Here is a 21,361-nt window from a genome sequence, read left to right as displayed (position 1 = left end):
GCGCGCCAAAACCAGCGCGTCGAAATAAATGACGCGGAACTATGCCGCCAAAGCCCCAAAATGTCAAGGCTCAACGCTATTTCATCCCGGTATCTCCGGCCCCTGTGGTAAACTCGCCGCTCATCGCCGGAGAGTCCCGTTAAGGCCCTAAGGAATTACCGAAATATGGCCTGCTACATCCCGGGTACATCCAGAAACTACCGAACCATTGTCCAGGCCTAGAATGTCGTCCGAACCTGAGCAGACAGAAACACCAAAGGCGTTGCCCAAACCACCAGGGCTGTTGAGGTCATCTGGAGTCGTTGGCTCAATGACGATGCTGTCACGGGTCCTCGGTTTGGTAAGGGATATGGTGATTGCGCGTTATTTTGGTGCCGGGGCGGGCGCCGACGCGTTTTTCGTCGCCTTCAAAATCCCTAATTTTCTCCGCCGCCTGTTTGCCGAGGGTGCGTTCGCTCAGGCCTTCGTGCCGGTGCTTTCCTCGTATCGGCAGCAGGAGTCCATCACCGAAGTCCGGCGTTTGGTTAACGCGGTCGCAGGCGTCCTTGGGTTGGTTCTGTTGGGCGTGACGGCAGTTGCCATGCTGGGGGCGCCGCTTCTGACCGCAGTGTTTGCGCCAGGTTTTCTGGATGACGACCTCAAGTTCGGCCTGGCCAGCGATATGCTGCGGATTACCTTCCCGTATTTGCTGCTGGTCTCCCTGACGGCGTTTGCGGGTAGTATTCTCAATAGCTACGACCGTTTTGCCGTTCCCGCGTTTACGCCAGTGTTGCTCAATCTGGCGATGATCAGCGCGGCCATATTTCTCTCGCCCCTGATGGAAACGCCTGTCATCGCTTTGGCTTGGGGGGTATTTATCGCCGGGGCGTTGCAGCTGTTCTTTCAGTTACCCTTCCTGATGCAGTTAGGGTTGATGCCGCGGCCAAAAGTGGATTACAGGCACGAAGGGGTCAGTCGCATCATGAAGCTGATGGTGCCGGCGTTGTTCGGGGTTTCTGTCAGCCAGATCAATCTGCTTCTGGACACGGTTCTTGCGTCGTTTCTGCAGACCGGCAGTGTGTCCTGGCTTTACTACTCGGATCGCCTGTCGGAGTTGCCCCTGGGTGTATTCGGTATCGCTATTGCCACGGTGATTCTTCCCAGTCTGTCTCGCAAACACGCAGCGGAATCGGCAGACCAGTTTGCCGCAACGCTGGACTGGGCTGTGCGGGCGGTGCTGCTTATAGGTTTGCCTGCCGCGTTGGCCCTCGCTCTTCTGGCTGAGCCACTGATTGCGACTCTGTTCCACTACGGAGAAGTTACCGATCGCGACGTCACCATGGCGGCCCAAAGCCTGCGAGCATACTCCGCCGGATTGCTGGCCTTCATGTTGATCAAGGTGCTGGCGCCGGGGTATTTCGCACGGCAAGACACCAAAACGCCGGTTAAAATCGGCATTATCGCGATGGTGGCCAATATGGTATTTAACCTGGCGCTGATTTTCCCCTTGGCGCATGCGGGGCTGGCGTTGGCAACTTCGCTGTCTGCGTGGTTGAACACGGCGCTCCTGTGGCGTGGCCTTATCCGTGAAGGCGCCTGGAAATGGCAGCCGGGGTGGGCCCGCTTCCTGGTTCAGATCGGACTAGCCAATGCGGCCCTGGCTGCGGTCATCCTCTGGCTACAGCCGCCAGTGGGTCAGTGGCTGATGGCAGGCGGTCTCCAGCGGGCCACGGATATGGGTATTCTCGTAGTCTCGGGCGTCGCGGTGTACTTTATTGTGTTGGCATTGGCTGGGGTTCGGGTAAGACATTTTCGCCACAGGTAGGTTATAATCGCGCGTTTTCTCACCAGTGAAACCATACACCGCTGGCAAACAAGGGTTCGCTTTACATGCGTCTGATCCGGGGCCTGACCAACCTGAAAAGCCTTTCGCAGCAGGACGAAGCTCCGCTCGCGAACGGGTGCGTTGCCACCATCGGGAATTTCGATGGGGTGCATCTTGGGCACCAGACCATCATCGACCAGGTTCATGAAAAAGCACTGGAGCTCGGCGTGCCTTCCGTGGTGATGGTGTTTGAGCCCCAACCCCGTGAGTTCTTCCAGGGCCGTGACGCACCCCCACGGTTGATGCCGTTCCGGCAGAAATTTGAATTGCTGCTGGCGTCTGGCATCGACGTTGTCCTGTGCCTGCGTTTTAACGAGCGGTTCCGGAGTTACTCTGGTATGGGCTTTATTGAAGACGTTTTGATAGATGGCCTCGGAGTTCGCCATCTCGTGGTAGGGGACGATTTCCGTTTCGGTTGCGACAGGGCCGGCGATTTTTCGCTGTTGCGGGCAGTGGGTGAGCAACGCGGCTTCACGGTGGAGAATACCCGTACCGTGACGGTGCACGGCGAGCGTGTCAGCAGTACCCGAATTCGAGGTGTGCTTTCAGAGAACCGGATCAACGACGCCGAGGATTTACTGGGCCATCCTTACCGCATCCGAGGGCGAATCGTTTATGGCCGCCAGTTGGGGCGGCAGATTGGCGCGCCCACGGCGAACATTCTGTTACCTCATATGCCGGCGCTGAAAGGGGTCTATGTGGTAAGCGCAACCCTTGAGGATGGCCGTGTTCTGGACGGCGTAGCCAACATTGGTCTGCGCCCCACAGTGGATGGTAAGCAGCCGTCCCTGGAAGTGCACCTGTTTGACTTTGCTGGCACACTTTATGGCCAGCGTCTTGATGTGGTTTTCCGCCATGCCCTGCGGGACGAGGTGAAATTCGACTCGGTGGATGACCTCAAGGAGCAGATTGCCCGTGACTTTGACGATGCGCGGGCTTGGATTGCAGGCCATGGCTCCTCAGCCACCGAACGTTGACCGACATTTAACAACCTGAGCTACGCACCATTACCATGAGCGACTACAAGCACACTCTGAATCTGCCTGAAACCGCCTTTCCCATGCGCGGTAACCTGGCCAAGCGCGAGCCGGACATGCTCCAGCGCTGGCAGGACCTGGACGTATACGGCAACCTGCGCAAGCAGCGTGAGGGGCGGGATAAGTTCATCCTCCATGATGGCCCTCCCTACGCCAATGGCAGCATTCATATCGGTCATGCGGTCAATAAAATCCTCAAGGATATGATCGTCAAATCCCGCAGCTTCATGGGTTACGACGCGCCTTATGTGCCGGGCTGGGACTGCCATGGCTTACCAATTGAGCACAAGGTGGAGCAGGAGATTGGCAAGGCGGGTGTGAAGGTGGATTACAAGACCTTCCGTCAGGCCTGTCGTGATTACGCTACCAAACAGATCGCCGGCCAGAAGGCCGATTTCATCCGCCTTGGGGTGATGGGTGAATGGGAAAAGCCGTACCTGACCATGGACCCGAAGGTCGAGGCGGGCATTGTGCGTGCTTTGGGCAAAATAGTCGCCAAAGGCCATCTGGTGCGCGGGTTCAAGCCGGTGTACTGGAGCGTGGTCGGTCAGTCTGCACTGGCGGAAGCCGAAGTTGAGTACCAGGACAAGACGTCAGTACAGATCGATGTGCGGTTCACGGTCGTAGACCAGGCGCGCGTGCTCGACCTGTTTGGTACCGACAAGGGCGAGGGTGATGTGTCGGTTGTTATCTGGACGACGACACCCTGGACCATTCCCGCCAACCAAGCTGTTTCACTGCACGCTGAGCTGGAATATGCCCTGGTACAGACCGATGCCGGACATGGACGGGAGCGTATGATCCTCGCCGCGGACATGGTGGATGGCATCATGTCGCGTTGGGGTGTTGAGAACTATGAGGTACTGGCGACTGTGCCAGGCGCCACGCTGGAAAAACTGGATCTGCATCATCCGGTGTATGACAAGCAGGTGCCGCTGGTCCTGGGCGACCATGTGTCCACCGACGCTGGTACCGGCGCCGTCCACACGGCCCCCGATCATGGCATGGAAGACTTTGAAGTGGGGAAGGCCTACGGCATTGATACCATCAGCCTGGTCAAGGCCGATGGCACCTATACCCAGGCCGCCGGTGAGTTTGCTGGCGTTCACGTCTACAAGGCGGATGACCCGGTGTGTTCAGCTCTGGAACGCGAGGGCAAGTTGGTCCGGGCGGAGAAGTTCAGCCACAGCTACCCCCATTGCTGGCGTACCAAGACACCGTTGATCTACCGAGCCACCCCTCAGTGGTTTATCAGCATGGAGAAGGAAAACCTCCGTGACGACGCCCTGGAAGCCATCAAGGGTGTGCGCTGGGTGCCTGCCTGGGGGCAGAACCGCATCGAGGCCATGTTCAGGCAATCCCCGGACTGGTGTATCTCGCGCCAGCGTACCTGGGGCGTGCCGATCACATTGTTTATCCACAAGGAAACGCAGGAACTGCATCCGGATACCCAGAATCTGATTGAGGCGGCAGCGAAGGAAATCGAAAAGGGCGGTATTGACGCCTGGTACGACATCGATACCACTGAGCTGCTGGGCAGTGATGCCGACCAGTATGAAAAGGTGTTGGATACCCTGGACGTATGGTTTGATTCCGGAGTAACCCACGAATCCGTGCTGCGTCCCCGCACCGAACTGGGTCAGTTCCCGGCAGATATGTATCTGGAAGGTTCAGACCAGCACCGTGGCTGGTTCCAGTCGTCCCTGAAAACCTCCATCGCGATGAACGGCGTGGCGCCGTATAAGCAGGTGCTGACCCATGGCTTCACTGTCGATGGTAAGGGCCGCAAGATGTCCAAGTCCCTGGGCAACGTGATCGCGCCCCAGGAAGTGATGAACGAGCTGGGTGCCGATATCCTGCGTCTATGGGTGTCCGCGACCGACTACAGCGGTGAAATGACGGTTTCCAAGGACATCCTCAAACAGACTGCGGACGGTTATCGTCGTATCCGGAATACCGCCCGTTTCCTGCTCAGCAACCTCACGGGTTTCGATCCGGAGCAGCATGCCGTTGCGCCAGAGGATATGATCGCGCTGGACCGCTGGATGGTCGACAAGGCCCTGCAGCTGCAGACGGAGCTGCATGAGGATTACCAGAATTACGCGTTCCTGCGCATCTACCAGAAGGTGTACAACTTCTGCGAGGCCACCCTGGGCGGGTTCTATCTGGATATTATCAAGGACCGGCAATACACCACTCAGGCCGACAGCCGCGAGCGTCGCTCCTGTCAGACGGCCCTGTTCCATGTGGCAGAAGCGCTGGTGCGTTGGATTGCGCCGATCCTGAGTTTCACGGCCGATGAAATCTGGCAGCACCTGCCCGGGAAGCGTGGCGATACCGTGTTCTACGAAACCTGGTATGAAGGCCTGACAGCACTGCCGGACGACGCCGAACTGGGCCGTGATTACTGGAGCCGTATTTACAGCGTTAAAGAAGCGGTGAATAAGTGCCTGGAAGAGGTTCGTGGCAGGGGAGAAATCAAAGGTTCCCTCAGTGCGGAAGTGACTCTCTACTGCGAAGGCGACCTTGCCAAGGATCTGCAGTACCTTGGTGAAGAGTTACGCTTTGTGCTGATTACTTCGGAAGCCACGGTAGCACCGGTGTCTGACGCCGGCGACGCGGAGCCGACGTCCCACGAGGGATTGCTTGTAAAAGTAAACCCCGCCGGACACGCCAAGTGTGAACGCTGCTGGCATCATCGGGCCGATGTCGGTCAGAGTGAGCAGTATGGCGACCTGTGTGGTCGTTGTGTGACCAACGTGGAAGGGCAGGGCGAGTCCCGCTCGTTCGCCTGATGGACGTCACCTTGTGGAAAGCGTAATGACCAATACGGAAGAAACCGGCTCCAAGCTCCGCTGGCTCTGGCTGGCGGTGCTCGTTATCGTGCTGGACCTTGGGAGCAAGGCCATGGCTACGGCCATGCTGACCTATGGCAACCCGGTACCGGTAATGCCACTGTTCAATCTGACCTTGCTGCACAACACCGGTGCGGCGTTTAGCTTTCTGGCCGGTGCCGCAGGTTGGCAACGCTGGTTTTTTGTCTCCCTGGCACTGGTGGTCAGTGTAGTTCTGGTTGTATGGCTGAAATCCCTGCGGCGCCATGAAACCTGGTCGGCGATTGCCATCGTATTAATCCTTGGCGGCGCTCTGGGTAACGTTTACGACCGTGTTGTTCATGGCTACGTGGTCGACTTCCTGCATTTTTACTGGAACGGCTACCATTTCCCCGCTTTTAACATCGCCGATACGGCCATCACCATTGGTGCCGGTATGATGATTCTGGATATATTCCGCAAGCCCCGGGAACCGGATGCGGACAACAGGAGCGACAATCGCTGATGAAAGAACTTCCCGTAGATCAGGGCACTCGCGTTACGCTTCATTTTGCGTTGAAGTTCAGTGACGGTGAGATCATTGATTCCACTTTCGAGAAAGAACCGGCAACACTGGAGATTGGTGACGAGAGCCTGCCGGAAAATTTTGAGGCCTACCTGATGGGTATGACGGCGGGCGACCGCAATAGCTTCGAAGTACCTCCTGAAAAGGCCTTTGGGCAGCATAATCCGAGTAACGTGCAAACGTTCAAGCGGAGTGAGTTCAGCGCGGACATGGTGCTTGAAAAGGGGGTTATGATCTCATTCGCGGATGCGCGTCAGAGTGAGTTGCCGGGCGTCGTTAGTCGTGTGGAAGGAGATCAGGTCGAGGTGGACTTTAATCACCCTCTGGCGGGGCGTACACTGACATTTGAAGTGGAAATTATTGATGTGGAGCCTGTTGGTCGGGCCCACTAAACGCATTTTGGTCCTCCCGCAGGCTTCTGCAAACTTGTTTGATATCTCAGGGCAATTCTATGCAAATCCGACTCGCTAATCCTCGTGGTTTCTGTGCCGGTGTCGACCGCGCTATCGAAATAGTGAACCGTGCCCTGGATGTCTTTGGTGCGCCCATTTACGTGCGCCATGAAGTGGTGCATAACAAATTTGTGGTGGACAACCTGCGCAACCGCGGCGCTATCTTTGTGGATGAGCTGGAAGAGGTGCCGGACGACAAGCTGGTGATCTTCAGTGCCCACGGTGTGTCCCAGGCGGTGCAGAATGAAGCCGCGCGCAGGGGGTTGAAGGTGTTCGACGCAACCTGTCCTCTGGTAACCAAGGTTCACCTCGAGGTGATGAAGTACAGTCGCGATGGGCGTGAATGCATCCTCATTGGCCACCATGGTCATCCAGAGGTGGAAGGCACCATGGGGCAGTATGACCATGGCAACGGTGGCGATATCTATCTTGTGGAAGACGAGAAAGACGTTGCCGAACTGGTCGTGAAAGATCCGTCCAGGCTGTCTTATGTAACTCAAACCACGCTTTCCATGGACGACACCGCCCGAGTCATCGATGCCTTGCGTGAAAAGTTCCCGGACATTCAGGGCCCTCGCAAAAACGATATCTGCTACGCCACGCAGAACCGTCAGGATGCTGTGAAGCAGTTGGCCGGTGACTGTGACCTAATGCTGGTAGTGGGTTCGCCGAACAGTTCCAATTCCAATCGATTGCGGGAGTTGGCAGAGCGCATGGGAACGCCTGCCTATCTTATAGACCAATCAAATCAAATAGATCCGACGTGGCTCGAGGGCAAGCAATCCATTGGCGTGACTGCTGGCGCGTCTGCCCCGGAAATACTGGTCAATGAGGTAATTGCGCGTTTAAGGGAACTTGGCGGCGAGGTGCCCGAAGAGATTGAGGGCAGGGAGGAGAATATCGTTTTCTCGATGCCTAAAGAATTGCGAATCGATGCCATCGAAGTCTGATTGTGATGGCATCGTTCGTGTCATATTCGTTTACCAGCACCCTGCTGCCTGGTCTGCGCCGCGATTACCCTGTTCATCCAGCGTAAGAGTTCCACAATCATCGTCTGTCTGAGGTCCGGTTGGAACTGCCTGCAAGGTAAACGCATTCCGGGCTACGTTCCCCACAAAGCTGATATCGTAGAACGCGTCTCCGTTCTGCGGCGACTGATCGAATGGCAAAACAGGATTATTACCCCCATCGCGATAATCAAAACCGTTGGAGTATCGACGCTCCATCCATTGGGTGAGTTCTAGCAGGTCTGCCTGCGCAGTTGTTCGTCGGGTTTGCTCCATCTGGCTCTGATAAAGAGGAAGCGCTATTGCTGCGATGATGGCAATGATCGCGACCGCAATCATCATCTCGATCAACGTAAAACCTGAGTTCGAGTGAGTCTTCAAAATCGTTATCCCTCTTAGTTTACTAGTGGTCGCCATTCCCGCATGGTCAGTTCAGAACTTCAATTTTTTGCACCAGTCGAGCGCCAGATCTCTGGTCCGCTATCCCTCCGAGTTCCAGCTTAAGACGATCACCCTGTGCGAGCCGTTGGACGACCTGTTCCCGTGACCAGGTGCCACCGTTGAACGTGATGACGCGCTCAAGTACGAAAGAATAGTCGTCAATGACCAGCATGAACGAATCGGGGTGGACAAAGTTCACGGTTCCCTCAAAAACAACGTTCTCGAGGGATATCGGATTGCCCTCCATGACTTCATCGTCCGCCTGGGCGAATGCCATGCCGCTTGTCATTGTTGCCGCCAATGCGATTAGGGCTACGGCAAGAGCTCTGCGTGGTTGATTCAGTAGTAAGCGAGTAATCATAGTATTTTCCTGCTACTCAAATAAAAGATAGTTAGCTCGTGATCGGCCAAGGCAGCTTCTTAGCGAAGCTGCTCCCACGTTTGTCGGCCGATGCTTGAGTCCAGGGAACGGGCACAGAGTCCATCCTCGCATGGATCTCCCGGTGACAACTGGTTGGGATCCAGGCCCGGTATCACTACTTCTGCGTCGCCGTCTTCGGTCGCAATCGTACGGTTTTCACCGCCGTAACCCACCTGGATGCCGCTTGGCGCATAGCCGCCTACGATATCACCCGCGTTGAAGGTGCCATCGCTGTTAAGGTCGAACACGGGGGTCTCAGAAGGAACGCCGGTTGTCAGTTTAAGATCCATAATAAACCCGGTACGCCCGCTTCCGCAGGGGTCATCATCAGGGATGACGGTAGTGAATCGAACCCGATCCGGGTTTACACCAAACGGGAAGGTTGCCCGGCTGATAACTCGCTCTCCCTGTTTGTTTGAGTTGTAGGCAAGGTCCAGGTACCAGCCTTGCTGATTTGTCGACTGGTTGCTGGAGGTTTCCCGGACCGTAAAGCTGTTGGTACCGTTCCCTGACGCCCTATTCACAACGACATCTTCCTGTCTGGTGATGGTCTGTTGCACCAGGTCATCTCGTTCCAGCCCTGACGCGGTCAGATCGTCTTTTACGGCGTACAGTGTCTGGACATCGTAGTCACCTTCGTCGCCGTTTCGCAGGAAGCTACCGGTACCGAACGCTGCTACGAGTTCGTCACTGTTATTGGGGTTGAGCGCGACCCGGGGAGCCACAGTGATCGGTTGACTATTACCGTCAGGGCTTTCGGCGGTGAATACTTTGGTTGCGTCCCACTTGTTAGTGTTTCCAGTAAGGTCGAATCGCCAAAAATTGCCTAACAGATCGCCAGCGTAGGCATAACGGGTGATGGCATCTGTTTCCGGAAAACTGGTGATGGTAGCGGAGGCAAGGCCGTTTGAGTTCGCAGCGCTACCGGCTCCGGTTTGGAGTTCTTTGACGAGATTGCCGGTTTCCAGGTCAACAACAAACAGACTGGATTGACCGCTGGCCCCGTTGTAGCCATTTCCAAAAATGGCTACCCAGGTTCCATCGTCGAGGCGGGAAATCTGCGGATCGGTCACTCCGTATCCGAGATTCGGATGTTGGAACTCCCACAGCACATCATCTGCTGGAGAGAATGAGCCTGGCTCGGTTATATCAAGCGCAAATACTGTTTTGCCACCTTTGCCCATAGTTCCCAGAAGCACAGTTCGCCACTCGGAACCGTTTCCGTCCTTATCAATATAGGCATCCTGTACTCGTGGTGTGCCATCCATGAAGTATCGGTGGGTGTAGTTGGGCTTCATCAGCTCTGAAATGCGGGCATATGTATTTGAGCCCGAGGGGAGCAGCAGTTCTGATGGAATGTAGCCAAAGAGCTCTTTGCCGGTTTCGCCATCGAAGGCGTGCAGTATGCCGTCGTTGGCAGGCACATACAGTGCATCGATCCGGGTTTGGTAAGTATTAGTAGATCGGAATGAACCGTATTCGCTCCCTTCGGTACCACCCAGGCGTGCAAACCCATAGTTGGTTTTACCGACGAACTGCGGGTTCGCGTTGATGACATCACCCAGAAGCCGGAGGACGGTATTACCTCCAGCGTCAGTGCCCTGCCTGCTTCGGAGAGTTGCGTGAGCGTCATTGTCGCCATGAAGCCAGGCCAGTCGATTATGGCCAAGGTTATCTTGAGTGGCGTTCAGTGTTGGGTCGGCATTCAGCGCATCGCGTTGAGCAGCCGAGAGGTTAGAAAGAGAGCTGGCCGATGCGAATTCCAGATCAATGCCGCTACTTCCATTGTGGGTGATCAATTTCCGGTCTGTCGGGAGCGTCTGTCGCAGAATTTCTTCGGCATCCCAGAGCTGTTTGCCCTGGTCGAAGCTGAACCCTGACAAAGTGCCGGACCAGTCTTCACTGCGGAAGCCCGCAAAGAAACCCAGGGAGTCAGCGCGCAAGACTGCCGAACTGACAGCTGCGGATGAGGCAGATGTCTGTGAGCGAGCAATTACATCACCAAGGAAACTCTTGATTTCGTCGGCGAACTCCTTCGGGTTCTGCGCGCTGGCATAGCCACCGCGACCGTTGATCGCCGCATGGAGCAGGTCATCAATGTTGGCAGGGCTTCGGTTCGAGCCAGGTTCGGGCCAGTTGATGGTGATGTTGTTGTCCGGGTCGAGTGCAGCAAGTGCATCGGCTTCCTTGATGTCGCCTGTGACGCCTAGCCCGATCGTGAAGGTTGTCATGTGCTGCCAGAATGCCGGGTCGGTCGATGTGACGGGGACCTTGTTACCGAGGTCTGTGCGCAGATCGTTTTTCCAGTACTGCATCGCAACATCCGCCAGAGTGTTGGAATGCCCGTCGGTAAATGGCGACACGGCTGTGTAGTTGAAATCGGAGCCATCGGGGTCCGGATTGGTGTAGGACGGTCCCGGCGTATTGTCGACATTTCCGACAGAGGGGCTGCTTCCGTTCCAGATACCATCGGTCATAATAAGGGAGAAACTTTGGCGGCATTCAATATGTGCGGTACTGTCATTGGTGCCAGGAATTTCTCCCCACGGGCCCCGATTGTCAGTACGGGAATAGTACTTGCCGACATCCCTGAGTGCCGTTCTCAGTGGGGTGCCGCCGTTTACACTCTTGTTGTGAAGCCAGGTTAGAAATTGCTGGCGTCGAGCAGCTGTGTATGGGCGCACTCCACTGACAAGGGTATCTGTGTCGTTTACGCCATCAATGGTGTTGTTGTTGACGTTAATGGCGCCATAGCCAACCCGGATATTGTCTGGAAGATCAAAGAAGGCTTCCGTGATCCCCGATTTGGCCGCCAGGGTCCGCGTGCTGTAATAGGAAAACCAGTTCGCATAGTTCTGCTTGATCTCGGCGGATGCATTATTGAGAAGAACGGGGGTGTAACAATCATTTTGTCGGGGGTTGCTGTCGCAACTCGTGGAGGAGTTGAACTGCATGTAGAAACCTTCTTCGATGCTCCCGATACTATCGAAACGTATATCGTCACGAAGATCATCCCTTCCATCGGATTGATCAAACCCGTTTACCCACGCGTTGTTATAATCCGAGTCAGGATAACGACTACTGCCGTCTGGCTTGAATGGCGGCTGATACGTTATTGTTGGGTCGTAGTAGATCTTGTTCACACGGCTGGAGTAGTAATACCGGTTGCCGCCATGCCCATCAAGGTCATCGGGCATGTAACGCCACGCCATGGATCCGGAATCGTCATAGACAAACACCAGGTTTGAATCGACAGATTCTTTCAGAAACAGTGGCACCTGAGCCAGGTTGACCTGTGCCATGGCGGATTGCATTGTGCAGATTGAAAACACAAGGCTGGTGCTGAAGACGCTTAGTTTCGAGTAGCGCGAGCGCTTGTGTGATGCTGTCTTGAACGTTTTCATGGCAAACTCTCCAGTTGGAGTCAGCAATTCATTGTGATGTTTGTCTGGCGACGGTTTTTAACACACGCCGTCATTTACTCTGGTGGTAACAAAACCGTAGATTGGAGTACTGTGACTGCTTCATCGCTTCCCCCTTGGGCCCGAGACGTTGCCAGGTAGCGCTCGAAGCAGGGCTGTCCGGGTTCGATCGGGCACACATCCGCAAGACGCGCGAGATGGTAGGCAGGTTGTGCGCTTACATCCGGACCAGCGACCCCGGTGCCAGATCGGGCAGGGTTGTTGCCATCCCAATCCCACGGGCTGTCGAGCATTGCCTCGCTGAAGGCTGTCACACGGGTACCTGGGGTGTTCAGAATATCGTTTTCACTCTGTCGTAACGTCGCTTCTGAAGCCTGAAACGAAATCGCACTGTCGTGAGCGTTGCTCGCCATGCGTTCCTGCATCACGGATCCCTGCATGCCGCCGATGGCTAGCAGAGAAATGATCAGCAGCATGACAAGGGCCACGATCAAGGTCGCTCCGCGCTGGCGTTTAGTATGAGGGCTAACGTCTACCATAGGCGGCTTCACTCGATTCCGGGTCGCTTTCATTACATTCTCCCCCTGAGTGCAGTGGTGCTGACGGAGATAAGCCGAACACGTCGGTCCCCGTTGTTTGCCTGGGAGACTTCACTGCCAAGCATGTCAAAGTTGCGATTATTTTCTTCTTCCAGCACTTCGTCCTGGCTGCGGGTCATGACCGAGAATCGAACACTCACGATGGTGTTCCAGTCGACTACCTCGTCGGCGGGGACATAATCATCCGCGGCGCTGGTTCCACCGGTATCTTCGCCATAGAGGATCTGCAATGTTTCAACGCCGGAGACCAGCTCCTGGGGGTTCTGGAGCGGTGTCATCATGCGCCGGAATAAGGCAGGCTCTCCGTTGGTGCCCTGGCCGATGTAATAGGCCATTGACGTAAACTGATAGACCCTGGTTTGAGGGTCGTAATTCAGATTGAAGTTATTACCGTTATTGCCCGGATTGACATTGCCGCCAGCCATTACGATGGAATTGGAATTGGCATTGTTGCTCTTCTGAAACATTTCGCCTTCAGAGCAATCGCCACGGGTGGCCAGAACGACGGATCCGGCCTCCACTCCTGAGTCGTCAGCAAGGTTAATACTGTTACCATTCTGGGGAACGGCGGGGTTTAACGGCACACCAATAGAAGTCAGGGCATTGACAATAATGACATCGGAATTGGTGATCACGGAACCCGCAAGATCGGCGGGCAGGTTCGCACCAGCGGTTCCTGAGGCCCAGTTACCGGCGCCGGGCGTTGCCATGGCGTTTGCCAGCGTGACGCTATCTCCCGGGCCGGTTCCCGTGTACTCCCAGCCCTGGAGTGCCTGATCCAGTGGTACCGCCAGGCCGCCATTCAGGCGGTTGTCGACAACCTGGTCAAGTGGTCTGCCCATTTCTGCAAGGCAGCCAAAACTGCCGGCAGAACGGAGATCCGGTGTCAGGACGGCGGAAACAAATCGGGTGCTTTCCTGCGCGTGGGCAAGGCCCTGCGTCTGACGATAGGTCTCATTCCCGCTCAGATAAATTTGGATTACTCCAAGCGTAAGAATGAGGCCGAGAGCTGTTGCAATCAGCAGCTCAACCAGCGACAGGCCTGATTGGCTGGCCCCAGGACGAGTATCGGGGGCAGAGGGAGCGCGGAACTTTGACATGATCAAATCTGAGTCCTCACTACTACAGGGTTCATGGCCTGGTCGTTCTGGTTCCAGTCTATGGTGACTGTAACCACGTTGGTTAAGGGATCGACTGCAACGGTACGCTCAGCCTCTGGAAGAAGGCAGGCGAGGCTGTTTTCCCAGGCGGCAATGTCGTTGGCTGCAACGGTTGCATTTGCCGGTACGAAAGATGTGGCGCAACCACCACCATCAGCGCCCTGCGCGTCGTCCTGAGCCAGGGCATAGTCACCGGGATTGTCGGAATTCGCACGAATTCGGTCCAGCAGGTCTTCCGCGAGCAGGACCGCCTGGCTCCGGCTCTGGGACTGAGAGTTCATTTGCAGGGAAACGACCTGTGTTGAAGCAACGCCCAGTATGCCGATGGCAAGGACCAAGACAGTAATGAGGATCTCGATCATTCCAAGACCGGACTGGTGTCTCGGGGAAGCCAGGCCGGAGCGGTGCTTAGATGTCTGAGTCATAGTTGGAGTCACGGGCATACTTCTCCGTCATCTACTTCGGTTCGTCCAACCGGGCTTACCCGGATCCTTCGGAAGGATATGTCACCACTGGCACAGCCGACCGGAGCGACGGTAAAGGTTTGAGCAGCTTGTGGAACAAGAAACCCGCGCCGGTCAAACACCAGATCGCCTACGCTTTCAGTAAAGGTAAGATTACCAGGTGACTCGAACCCGCGAATCTGGTCATTGGCGCAGTCCCCGGCGTCATCGCCTTCGTGCACACACCAACCGCCCCCCAGGCCACCATCGGTACTGAACGTGACGTTTGTGCCGCGTTTGATGGCTTCTGTTCTTGCAAGTTTAATGGATGACACCAGCAAGTTCGTGCCGGTTACCAGCCGATTGCTTTCTATCAGCCTGCCAAAGCCGGGGAGCGCAACAGTCGCAATGATCGCGAGAATGACCATCGTGATGAGTAGTTCTATGAGCGTGAAACCTGCGGTTCTCTTCAACATGCCAAATTCCGTTGGTAAGCCTCAGGTTAGTAAACCAAAGGCGCCATAGATATGCATCGCCTATTCGATGAACGGTCGAACATCCGGTATGGGCGGTATTCGGCGGCTGAAGATGAGGTTTCGGTCACACTCTGGGGGCAACCATCGGGCCTTTGTTCATGGGCCAGGGCAGGTGATGATCGTTCCCCAGGGAAGTCTGATTTCCCCATCCCCGTCTTCGTCATGGAGTGTCCGAATGCGGCCGCCAATATTGAGGGCCAGGTAACTCATGTCAAATCTTCCGTTGGTTGATGCAGAACACGCGACAAGGCTTCCCATGGTGCCGTGACTCATACCTTTGGCAGATAGCTGGAAGTAGCCTCTTCCGGCTGTTCGGGAATAGAGGCTGGACTGCCCCCTCGTGAGCGTGAACACCCGGTGGACTTTTCCCGCATCCGGTCGCTTGTCGTTGTTTCTGTCTGGAAAGACGGAGACGGCGTTATTCCAGTCATCGGTACACCTCAGCGCGGGAGACAGCGGGCACACGGTGGTCAGGGTTTTCTGGTGGACGGCGTAGGATCGTGCGACGGCAAACATCCGGCGAGTGTCGTTGATCACATCGGTGTGGCGCGTTGAGGAGATAAGCCGAGTCCAGGAGGTGCTGGCAATTCCGGCGAGCATTGCGACCAGCGCGAGCGTGAGAATAAGTTCAACCAGGGTGAAGCCCCTGGTTCGGGCAAGGTATCGCATAGTCAACATCCATGTTGGTGGTTTGGTCTGGGCGCTTTTTTACATCCTGTAGAAAAGCGACATGAATTCTACCGTATATCAATGAACGGTGGTTACCGACGAGAGAATTCTGAGATACCGTTCACTCCATTCCCAGCTTCTTGAGGCGGTACCGAAGCGCTCGAAAGCTGATTCCCAGACGCTTAGCGGCCGCCGTTTTATTCCATCGGGTGGCTTCCAGAGCCTTCTCGATGGCTTGTCTCTCTATGTTCTCCAGGTAGTTTTCCAGGTCAATCTCGCCATCGGGCACCGGGGCAGTCTCGTCATCGTTGGCCTCGCCTTCCGCGATAACCTGGGTGGGGGACGACGCCGTCTGTACACCATTTCCCAGGTGCAGATCGCCGGCATCAATTTGATCGGCATCGCAAAGCGTAAAGGCGCGCTCCAGAACATTTTCGAGTTCCCTTACGTTGCCCGGGAAATCGTACTGTTTGAGCCGCCCGATGGCGCCCTGGGTTAGCGAGGCGGGTTCGCATTCATATTCTTTACCGATTCTTTCGAGAATGTGGCGAGCAAGCAAGGAAATGTCGTCTGGTCGTTCCCGCAAAGGAGGCACAGCCAGTTCAATGACGTTGATCCGGTAGAAAAGGTCTTGCCGAAAAATGCCTTCCTGAACCAGATCTGGAAGGTTCTTATGGGTCGCGCTGAGTACCCGGATATCCACCGGAACTTCCTTGGTATCGCCAACCGGGCGGACAGCCTTTTCCTGAATTGCCCTCAGGAGTTTTACCTGCATTGCCAGAGGCAGGTCAGCAACTTCGTCCAGAAACAAAGTGCCACCGTTGGCAGATCGAAACAGGCCGTCTTTGTTTTCAACGGCCCCGGTAAAGCTGCCCTTTTTGTGCCCAAAAAATTCACTCTCCATCAGTTCAGAGGGGATGGCTCCACAGTTGACAGCTATAAAGGGACCGTCGCGGCGAGGACCCTGCAAATGAATCATTCTTGCGACCAGTTCTTTACCGCTACCCGATTCCCCGCTGATGAAAACGGGTGCTTGGCTTCTGGCCAGTTTCCGAGTTTGGCTTCGGAGTTTTTGAATTTCTGTTGATTTGCCGAGTAACAGACCCGGTTCATCGTCAGTGTCCTGAGTGTTGGCTTCGGCCTCCGACAACCGGAGAGCACTGTTGACCAACTCCCGAAGCCGCGGAAGCTCAACCGGCTTGGACACAAAATCGAAGGCACCGGCCTTCAGGGATTCAATGGCCGTATCCATGTTGCCGTAGGCCGTGATTACAGCCACAGGGGTACAGGGCGTATTCTGCTGTATCCACTGCACAAGCTCGATGCCGTTGCCATCGGGCAGGTTCATGTCTGTCAGGCAGAGTTGTGGTTTGTGTTCACCCAGAAGCTTCTTCGCGCAGGTGATGTCTGGCGCGGTCAGGGTTGTTATTCCCATACGGCTGAGTGTGATTTCCAGAAGGTCCCGGATATCGGGTTCGTCGTCTACGATCAGGGCGGTATGAGTGGTCATTGGATTGTTATCGGTTCCATGTCGTTATTCAGACTACCGGGCTTCCGGATTTGTTAGATCATCCGTCCATGGTGGGCGAATGTAATGCGGAAACAACAGCCGGGCTGGTTGTCCTCTACCAGGGACAGGTGAGCCTGATTAGCCTCGCACAGTTCTCGAGCCAGATAAAGGCCGAGTCCCGTCCCACTCTTGTCGGTTGTGAAAAAAGGTTCAAAAACAGACACGCGGTGCTCCGGAGCGATGCCCGGGCCGAAATCGCGAACATCCACGTAGGCGCGCTCGCCATCGGCGGCCACACCTGCATACAGTTCTATGCGCCGTTCGCCGGTCGTCTGTTTACTATACCGGAGGCCATTGTCACAGAGGTTGACCATCACTTGTTCAATCTGGCTGACATCAAAGCGCGCCAGGGGTAGGTTGCGTTCGGTGCGAAGCAGAATCTCGTCGGATTTCTGGTGTTCGTTACTCTGGGTTTGCAGGTAATCGTCGCGGAACGCGGATAACCATTTGTCGACGTCAATGAGGTCGGTGTCGGCAGCGCGTCGTCTCGACAGGTCAAGCACATTTTCGATGATGCCGTTAACCCGTCGGGAATGCCGTTCGATGATGTCCAGCATTTTGCGATCCCCCTCATCCAGGTTGGGGGATTCGTTCATCAATTGGGACGCGTGGCTGATGGCCCCCAGCGGGTTCCGAATTTCATGGGCAATACCTGCGGTCAGCCGCCCCAGGGACGCCAGCTTCATTTGCTGGGCCTGTTGCGTCACCCTGCTCATGTCATCGATAAATACCAGGATCTGGTCGCCGCGCTGCTGATCGAGCTGAGTGAAATTGGCCTGTACCACGGGCGAGGTTTGTGTAGCCTGGAAAGGTTCTGTTCTGCGGGCAGGGTCTTTCAGCCAGGCATCGAGGCCTCTTCGGAGCGGCCGTGGCAGATTTCGTCCCCGGCTGGGTAATTTCGAGTCCTCGGTGGCAGTGCCAAACAGCAATTCTTCCGCAGCAGCATTAGCCAGGCGGATTCGCCCGAACCGGTCGAGAACAAGTATGCCGGTTCTCATGCGCTGGATAATCTGGCGATTGATCTGCTCCAGTTCGGCAATGCTGCGGGCTCGGGAACTGGCAAGCGCTTCGCTTCGCAGCATGCGCCGGGATATGTATTGGAGGATGAACGCTGCGGCAAAATAGAGAATGCCCAGGGAGCCAGCGCGAACAATTTCATCGGCGGAGTCATCAAACACCAGCACGGACCAGGCCGAGATGCCCAGAGAACAGATAGCACCCAACGCCGCGTAGAAGGTGCCGATCCTGGTAGGGGTAAGTATGTTGCCTGCAGCCACGGAAACGATAACCAGATTCGCCAGGCCATTGGTAATGCCGGTGCTGGCAATCAGGAGTCCATGCAGGAGCAGGATGTCCATCAATATGGATACTGTGATATGGCGGCTTCTGGGCTGAAACCCTGCCAGCATTGTCAGGGCAATGAAGCCATTGATGGCGAGATAGCAGACCACCCCGGCCTGGTAATAATCCATTGCCCGGAAGCGGGAGTCGAAGTTTATAGGGTCCACAAACAGCAACGCCACCAGTATAACGCTGACGACTACACGGTAGTGGTTATAGACCCGAAACAGCCGGCCCCTCTGGTTTGAGGGTGGTGTATCGGTAATGGGCTGCTGATCAGGAGTGGTTGGTTGCGCCATCGTCCAGTGGATATCCCGCGAGAATTCTGATGTCTTGCGGGGTTATAATAGCCTTTTAATGGCAATGAGTTACAGGAGCTGCGTTATGTCCGTGCAAAAGGATGGTCAGGGGCCCGGAAAACTTCGGGTAGTGATGGCCCAACTCGATTTTCTGGTGGGCGATATCCCTGGCAATACCCAAAAGGTGATTGAGGCGACCCGACGCGCGGAACAGGAGCATCAGGCGGATCTGGTTGTGTTCCCGGAGTTGTGTCTTACCGGTTACCCACCGGAAGACCTTTTATTAAGACCCAGTATGGATGTGCGCGTTGCAGACGCGCTGGAAACCTTGCGCGGGGAGCATCTGGGCCCCGCCATCATCGTGGGGGCTCCGATACGGGAGGGCGCTCTACTTTACAACGCTGCGGTCGCCATTGAGCTGGGAAATATAACCGGTCGCTACTTCAAGCGGTTTCCTCCCAATTATCAGGTTTTCGACGAGAAGCGCTATTTTGCCAATGGCGTGGATACTCTGGTCATGGATATCAAAGGGGTGCCAGTGGGCATTACCATCTGTGAGGACATTTGGAGCGAGGGGCCGGTGGAAGACGCTGCCGCGGCAGGCGCCAGACTGGTCGTCAACCTCAATGCATCACCCTACGATATTGACAAGCAGGTGCGGCGAAAGGCTCTGGTAGAACGCAAGGCTTTTGAGAATCGGGTGAGTATTGTCTACGTCAATCTGATTGGCGGGCAGGACGAACTGGTCTTTGATGGTGGCTCTGTGGTTTACGACCATTCCGGGGTGCTTGCAGCCGAAGCACCACAGTTCAGCGAAGGGCTCTATCCGGTGGACTTCGTCTGTGAGCATCATTGCCAGCCAATCCCGCAGCCTGCCGTTGCCGAACCGTCGCTGGAGGAAAATGTCTACAAGGCCCTGGTCCTGGGAGTGCGGGACTACGTCAACAAGAATGGTTTTAAATCCGTTGTTCTGGGGCTCTCCGGCGGTATCGATTCAGCGGTGACTCTGGCTGTTGCGGCGGATGCCCTGGGGGCCGACCGGGTACGCGCGGTGATGATGCCTTTTCGCTATACCTCGGGTATGAGTATTGAAGACGCGGAAGCCGAGGCCGTGGCCCTGGGCGTTCAATACGACGTGTTCTCCATTGAGCCGATGTACGATGCCTTTATGAAAACATTGGCGGCCCCGTTTGAGGGCACGCAACCTGACACCACCGAGGAGAATCTGCAGGCCCGGCTGCGGGGCGTTCTGTTGATGTCTCTGTCCAACAAGTTCGGTTCGCTGGTGCTGACGACTGGCAACAAAAGTGAAATGGCGGTGGGCTACTCGACCCTGTACGGGGATATGGCCGGCGGCTTTGATGTGCTCAAGGACGTTCCCAAAACCCTGGTTTTTCGCCTCGCCTGGTATCGCAACAGTGTTTCGCAGGTGATTCCGGAACGGGTCATTACCCGTCCGCCGTCGGCAGAGCTGGCACCGGATCAGAAAGACGAGGATAGCCTGCCGGGATACGACGTTCTTGATCAGATCCTCAATCTCTACGTGGAGCGGGATCTCAGTGCCGATGCCATTGTCGCTCAGGGGTTCGACAGGGTGGATGTCGATCGCGTGGTGCGGCTGGTGGATATTAACGAATATAAGCGCAGGCAGGCGCCGATAGGCGTGAGAATTACCGAAAGGGGGTTTGGTAAGGATCGGCGTTACCCGATTACCAATGGCTGGAAAAGTGGAAAGTAGATTGCGGTAGGGCTGCCTGATTGCTCGGGCAGCCCTGCCAAATGTTATTCGTCGCCCATCAGGCCGAAGGTGACCACGCTAGACAGGGAGCGGTCCTCGCGTTTGAGTATGTCTGGCTGGAACTCTCCGTTCTCATTGAAGGCGGCGCTGTCCGGGAAGTTCTCTTTCAGCATTGCCACGGCATCCGTTGCTCCTTTTTTCAGATCCATGAAACGGAACGTTTCCGCCAGGATGATCAAGGCTTCTTCGACGGACGGCGTCGTTGAATAATTTTCGATAATGTATCGAGCTCGGTTGTTCGCCGCGATGTAAGCTTCACGGCTGATGTAATATCGTGCCGCGTAAAGTTCCAGTTCAGCCAGACGGTTGCGGATCGCAATCATGCGCTGGCGGGCATCTGGAGCGTATTCGCTGGAGGGGTAGCGGTTCAGCAGCTCGGAAAAGTCCCGGAACGCCTGGCGCTGTTCGCCGGGGTCTCTTGCCGAAACGTCCACCGGGAAGTAGCGGGCAGCCAGGCCAATATCCAGATTATAGGATGCCAGTCCTCGCATATAGAGCGCATAGTCGGCGTGATCGCTCTGTGGATTCAGTCTGAGAAAACGGTCTGCCGCCGCGCGGGCCCCTTCCAGGTCAAGATTCTGGTAGCGGGCATAAATGAGGTCCAATTGGGCCTGTTCCGCATAGCGGCCAAATGGGTAGTAGGTTTCCAGATAGTCGAGGTTCTGCTCGGCTTCGTTGAAGTTGCCCGAGTTCATCGCATCGCGGGCATTTTCGTAATAGGTTTGTTCCGGCAGCACTTCTTCCTGCTTATCGTTCGATGCGCAGGCACTGATGAATAGCGCTGCGGTGGTGACTAGCAGTAATCGGACAACTGATCTCATGCCGGAATCCCGTATAATGGCAAAATTCGAAACGTCGGCCATTGTAACGGGGATCCGTTCACATGTGCAGTGGCACGCGCCG

Annotated in this window: 18 protein-coding genes; 7 read left to right on the top strand and 11 right to left on the bottom strand. The window is 55.8% G+C overall.

All coding sequences use genetic code 11. From position 1 onward, the window contains the following. Positions 1-223: 223 nt before the first annotated feature. From murJ to ispH, 6 genes are all read left to right on the top strand, one after another. Complete coding sequence (murJ, locus tag SIC19_RS05770; protein ID WP_075195680.1) at positions 224-1,804, top strand: murein biosynthesis integral membrane protein MurJ; 1,581 nt, start codon at positions 224-226, stop codon at positions 1,802-1,804. 65 nt (positions 1,805-1,869) lie between these two features. Then, entirely contained in the window at positions 1,870-2,841 is a 972-nt protein-coding gene (ribF, locus tag SIC19_RS05765) for a bifunctional riboflavin kinase/FAD synthetase (protein ID WP_075195681.1), read from the top strand. 35 nt (positions 2,842-2,876) lie between these two features. After that, positions 2,877-5,696 carry an isoleucine--tRNA ligase gene (gene ileS, locus SIC19_RS05760; RefSeq protein ID WP_075195682.1) on the top strand — a complete coding sequence of 940 codons (2,820 nt, stop codon included), beginning with the start codon at positions 2,877-2,879 and terminating at the stop codon, positions 5,694-5,696. A gap of 25 nt (positions 5,697-5,721) precedes the next feature. Next, positions 5,722-6,240: a signal peptidase II gene (lspA, locus tag SIC19_RS05755; protein ID WP_087148989.1), complete on the top strand. Its 519-nt coding sequence runs from the start codon at positions 5,722-5,724 to the stop codon at positions 6,238-6,240. Continuing rightward, positions 6,240-6,692, top strand: coding sequence for an FKBP-type peptidyl-prolyl cis-trans isomerase (fkpB, locus tag SIC19_RS05750; protein WP_075195683.1), 453 nt, complete (start codon positions 6,240-6,242; stop codon positions 6,690-6,692). Before lspA ends, fkpB begins: the two co-directional genes overlap by 1 nt. Positions 6,693-6,751: 59 nt before the next feature. After that, positions 6,752-7,702, top strand: coding sequence for a 4-hydroxy-3-methylbut-2-enyl diphosphate reductase (ispH, locus tag SIC19_RS05745; protein WP_041335403.1), 951 nt, complete (start codon positions 6,752-6,754; stop codon positions 7,700-7,702). 30 nt (positions 7,703-7,732) lie between these two features. Here the strand turns inward: ispH and SIC19_RS05740 are convergent, their stop codons facing one another. The 10 genes from SIC19_RS05740 to SIC19_RS05695 form a co-directional block, all read right to left on the bottom strand. After that, on the bottom strand, positions 7,733-8,140 hold the full coding sequence (locus tag SIC19_RS05740; RefSeq protein WP_083637212.1) for a type IV pilin protein: 408 nt from the start codon (positions 8,138-8,140) through the stop codon (positions 7,733-7,735). A gap of 46 nt (positions 8,141-8,186) precedes the next feature. Further along, a complete protein-coding gene (locus SIC19_RS05735; protein ID WP_075195685.1) occupies positions 8,187-8,561 on the bottom strand; it encodes a hypothetical protein in 375 nt (124 codons plus the stop codon). Positions 8,562-8,620: 59 nt separating this feature from the next. Further along, entirely contained in the window at positions 8,621-12,025 is a 3,405-nt protein-coding gene (locus tag SIC19_RS05730; RefSeq protein ID WP_075195686.1) for a pilus assembly protein, read from the bottom strand. A gap of 74 nt (positions 12,026-12,099) precedes the next feature. Then, positions 12,100-12,615 carry a PilX N-terminal domain-containing pilus assembly protein gene (locus SIC19_RS05725; protein WP_075195687.1) on the bottom strand — a complete coding sequence of 172 codons (516 nt, stop codon included), beginning with the start codon at positions 12,613-12,615 and terminating at the stop codon, positions 12,100-12,102. Further along, positions 12,615-13,742 (bottom strand): PilW family protein, encoded by a 1,128-nt coding sequence (locus SIC19_RS05720; RefSeq protein ID WP_075195688.1) that lies wholly within the window; start codon positions 13,740-13,742, stop codon positions 12,615-12,617. Before SIC19_RS05720 ends, SIC19_RS05725 begins: the two co-directional genes overlap by 1 nt. 2 nt (positions 13,743-13,744) lie before the next feature. Beyond that, a complete protein-coding gene (pilV, locus tag SIC19_RS05715; protein ID WP_178380785.1) occupies positions 13,745-14,227 on the bottom strand; it encodes a type IV pilus modification protein PilV in 483 nt (160 codons plus the stop codon). Positions 14,228-14,235: 8 nt separating this feature from the next. Next, entirely contained in the window at positions 14,236-14,721 is a 486-nt protein-coding gene (locus SIC19_RS05710) for a GspH/FimT family pseudopilin (RefSeq protein WP_083637211.1), read from the bottom strand. A gap of 156 nt (positions 14,722-14,877) precedes the next feature. After that, on the bottom strand, positions 14,878-15,450 hold the full coding sequence (locus tag SIC19_RS05705; RefSeq protein WP_169052462.1) for a GspH/FimT family pseudopilin: 573 nt from the start codon (positions 15,448-15,450) through the stop codon (positions 14,878-14,880). 121 nt (positions 15,451-15,571) lie between these two features. Beyond that, the gene (locus SIC19_RS05700) at positions 15,572-16,960 is read right to left on the bottom strand and encodes a sigma-54-dependent transcriptional regulator (protein WP_075195691.1); all 1,389 of its coding nucleotides are present in this window, start codon (positions 16,958-16,960) and stop codon (positions 15,572-15,574) included. Positions 16,961-17,013: 53 nt separating this feature from the next. Beyond that, positions 17,014-18,660 (bottom strand): sensor histidine kinase, encoded by a 1,647-nt coding sequence (locus tag SIC19_RS05695; protein ID WP_075195692.1) that lies wholly within the window; start codon positions 18,658-18,660, stop codon positions 17,014-17,016. A gap of 85 nt (positions 18,661-18,745) precedes the next feature. Between SIC19_RS05695 and SIC19_RS05690 the strand changes: the two genes are divergently transcribed. Continuing rightward, a complete protein-coding gene (locus SIC19_RS05690; RefSeq protein ID WP_075195693.1) occupies positions 18,746-20,398 on the top strand; it encodes an NAD+ synthase in 1,653 nt (550 codons plus the stop codon). Positions 20,399-20,442: 44 nt separating this feature from the next. On the opposite strand, the gene SIC19_RS05685 is transcribed toward SIC19_RS05690, so the two are convergent. Further along, positions 20,443-21,279, bottom strand: coding sequence for an outer membrane protein assembly factor BamD (locus SIC19_RS05685; protein ID WP_041336829.1), 837 nt, complete (start codon positions 21,277-21,279; stop codon positions 20,443-20,445). Positions 21,280-21,361 lie beyond the last annotated feature (82 nt).

Origin of the sequence: Marinobacter sp. MIT930201, assembly GCF_047122665.1 — a bacterium.
Taxonomy (GTDB): domain Bacteria; phylum Pseudomonadota; class Gammaproteobacteria; order Pseudomonadales; family Oleiphilaceae; genus Marinobacter; species Marinobacter salarius.
The sequence above is the reverse complement of the archived record's forward strand: the minus strand, read 5'-3'. Positions and strand labels throughout refer to the sequence as shown.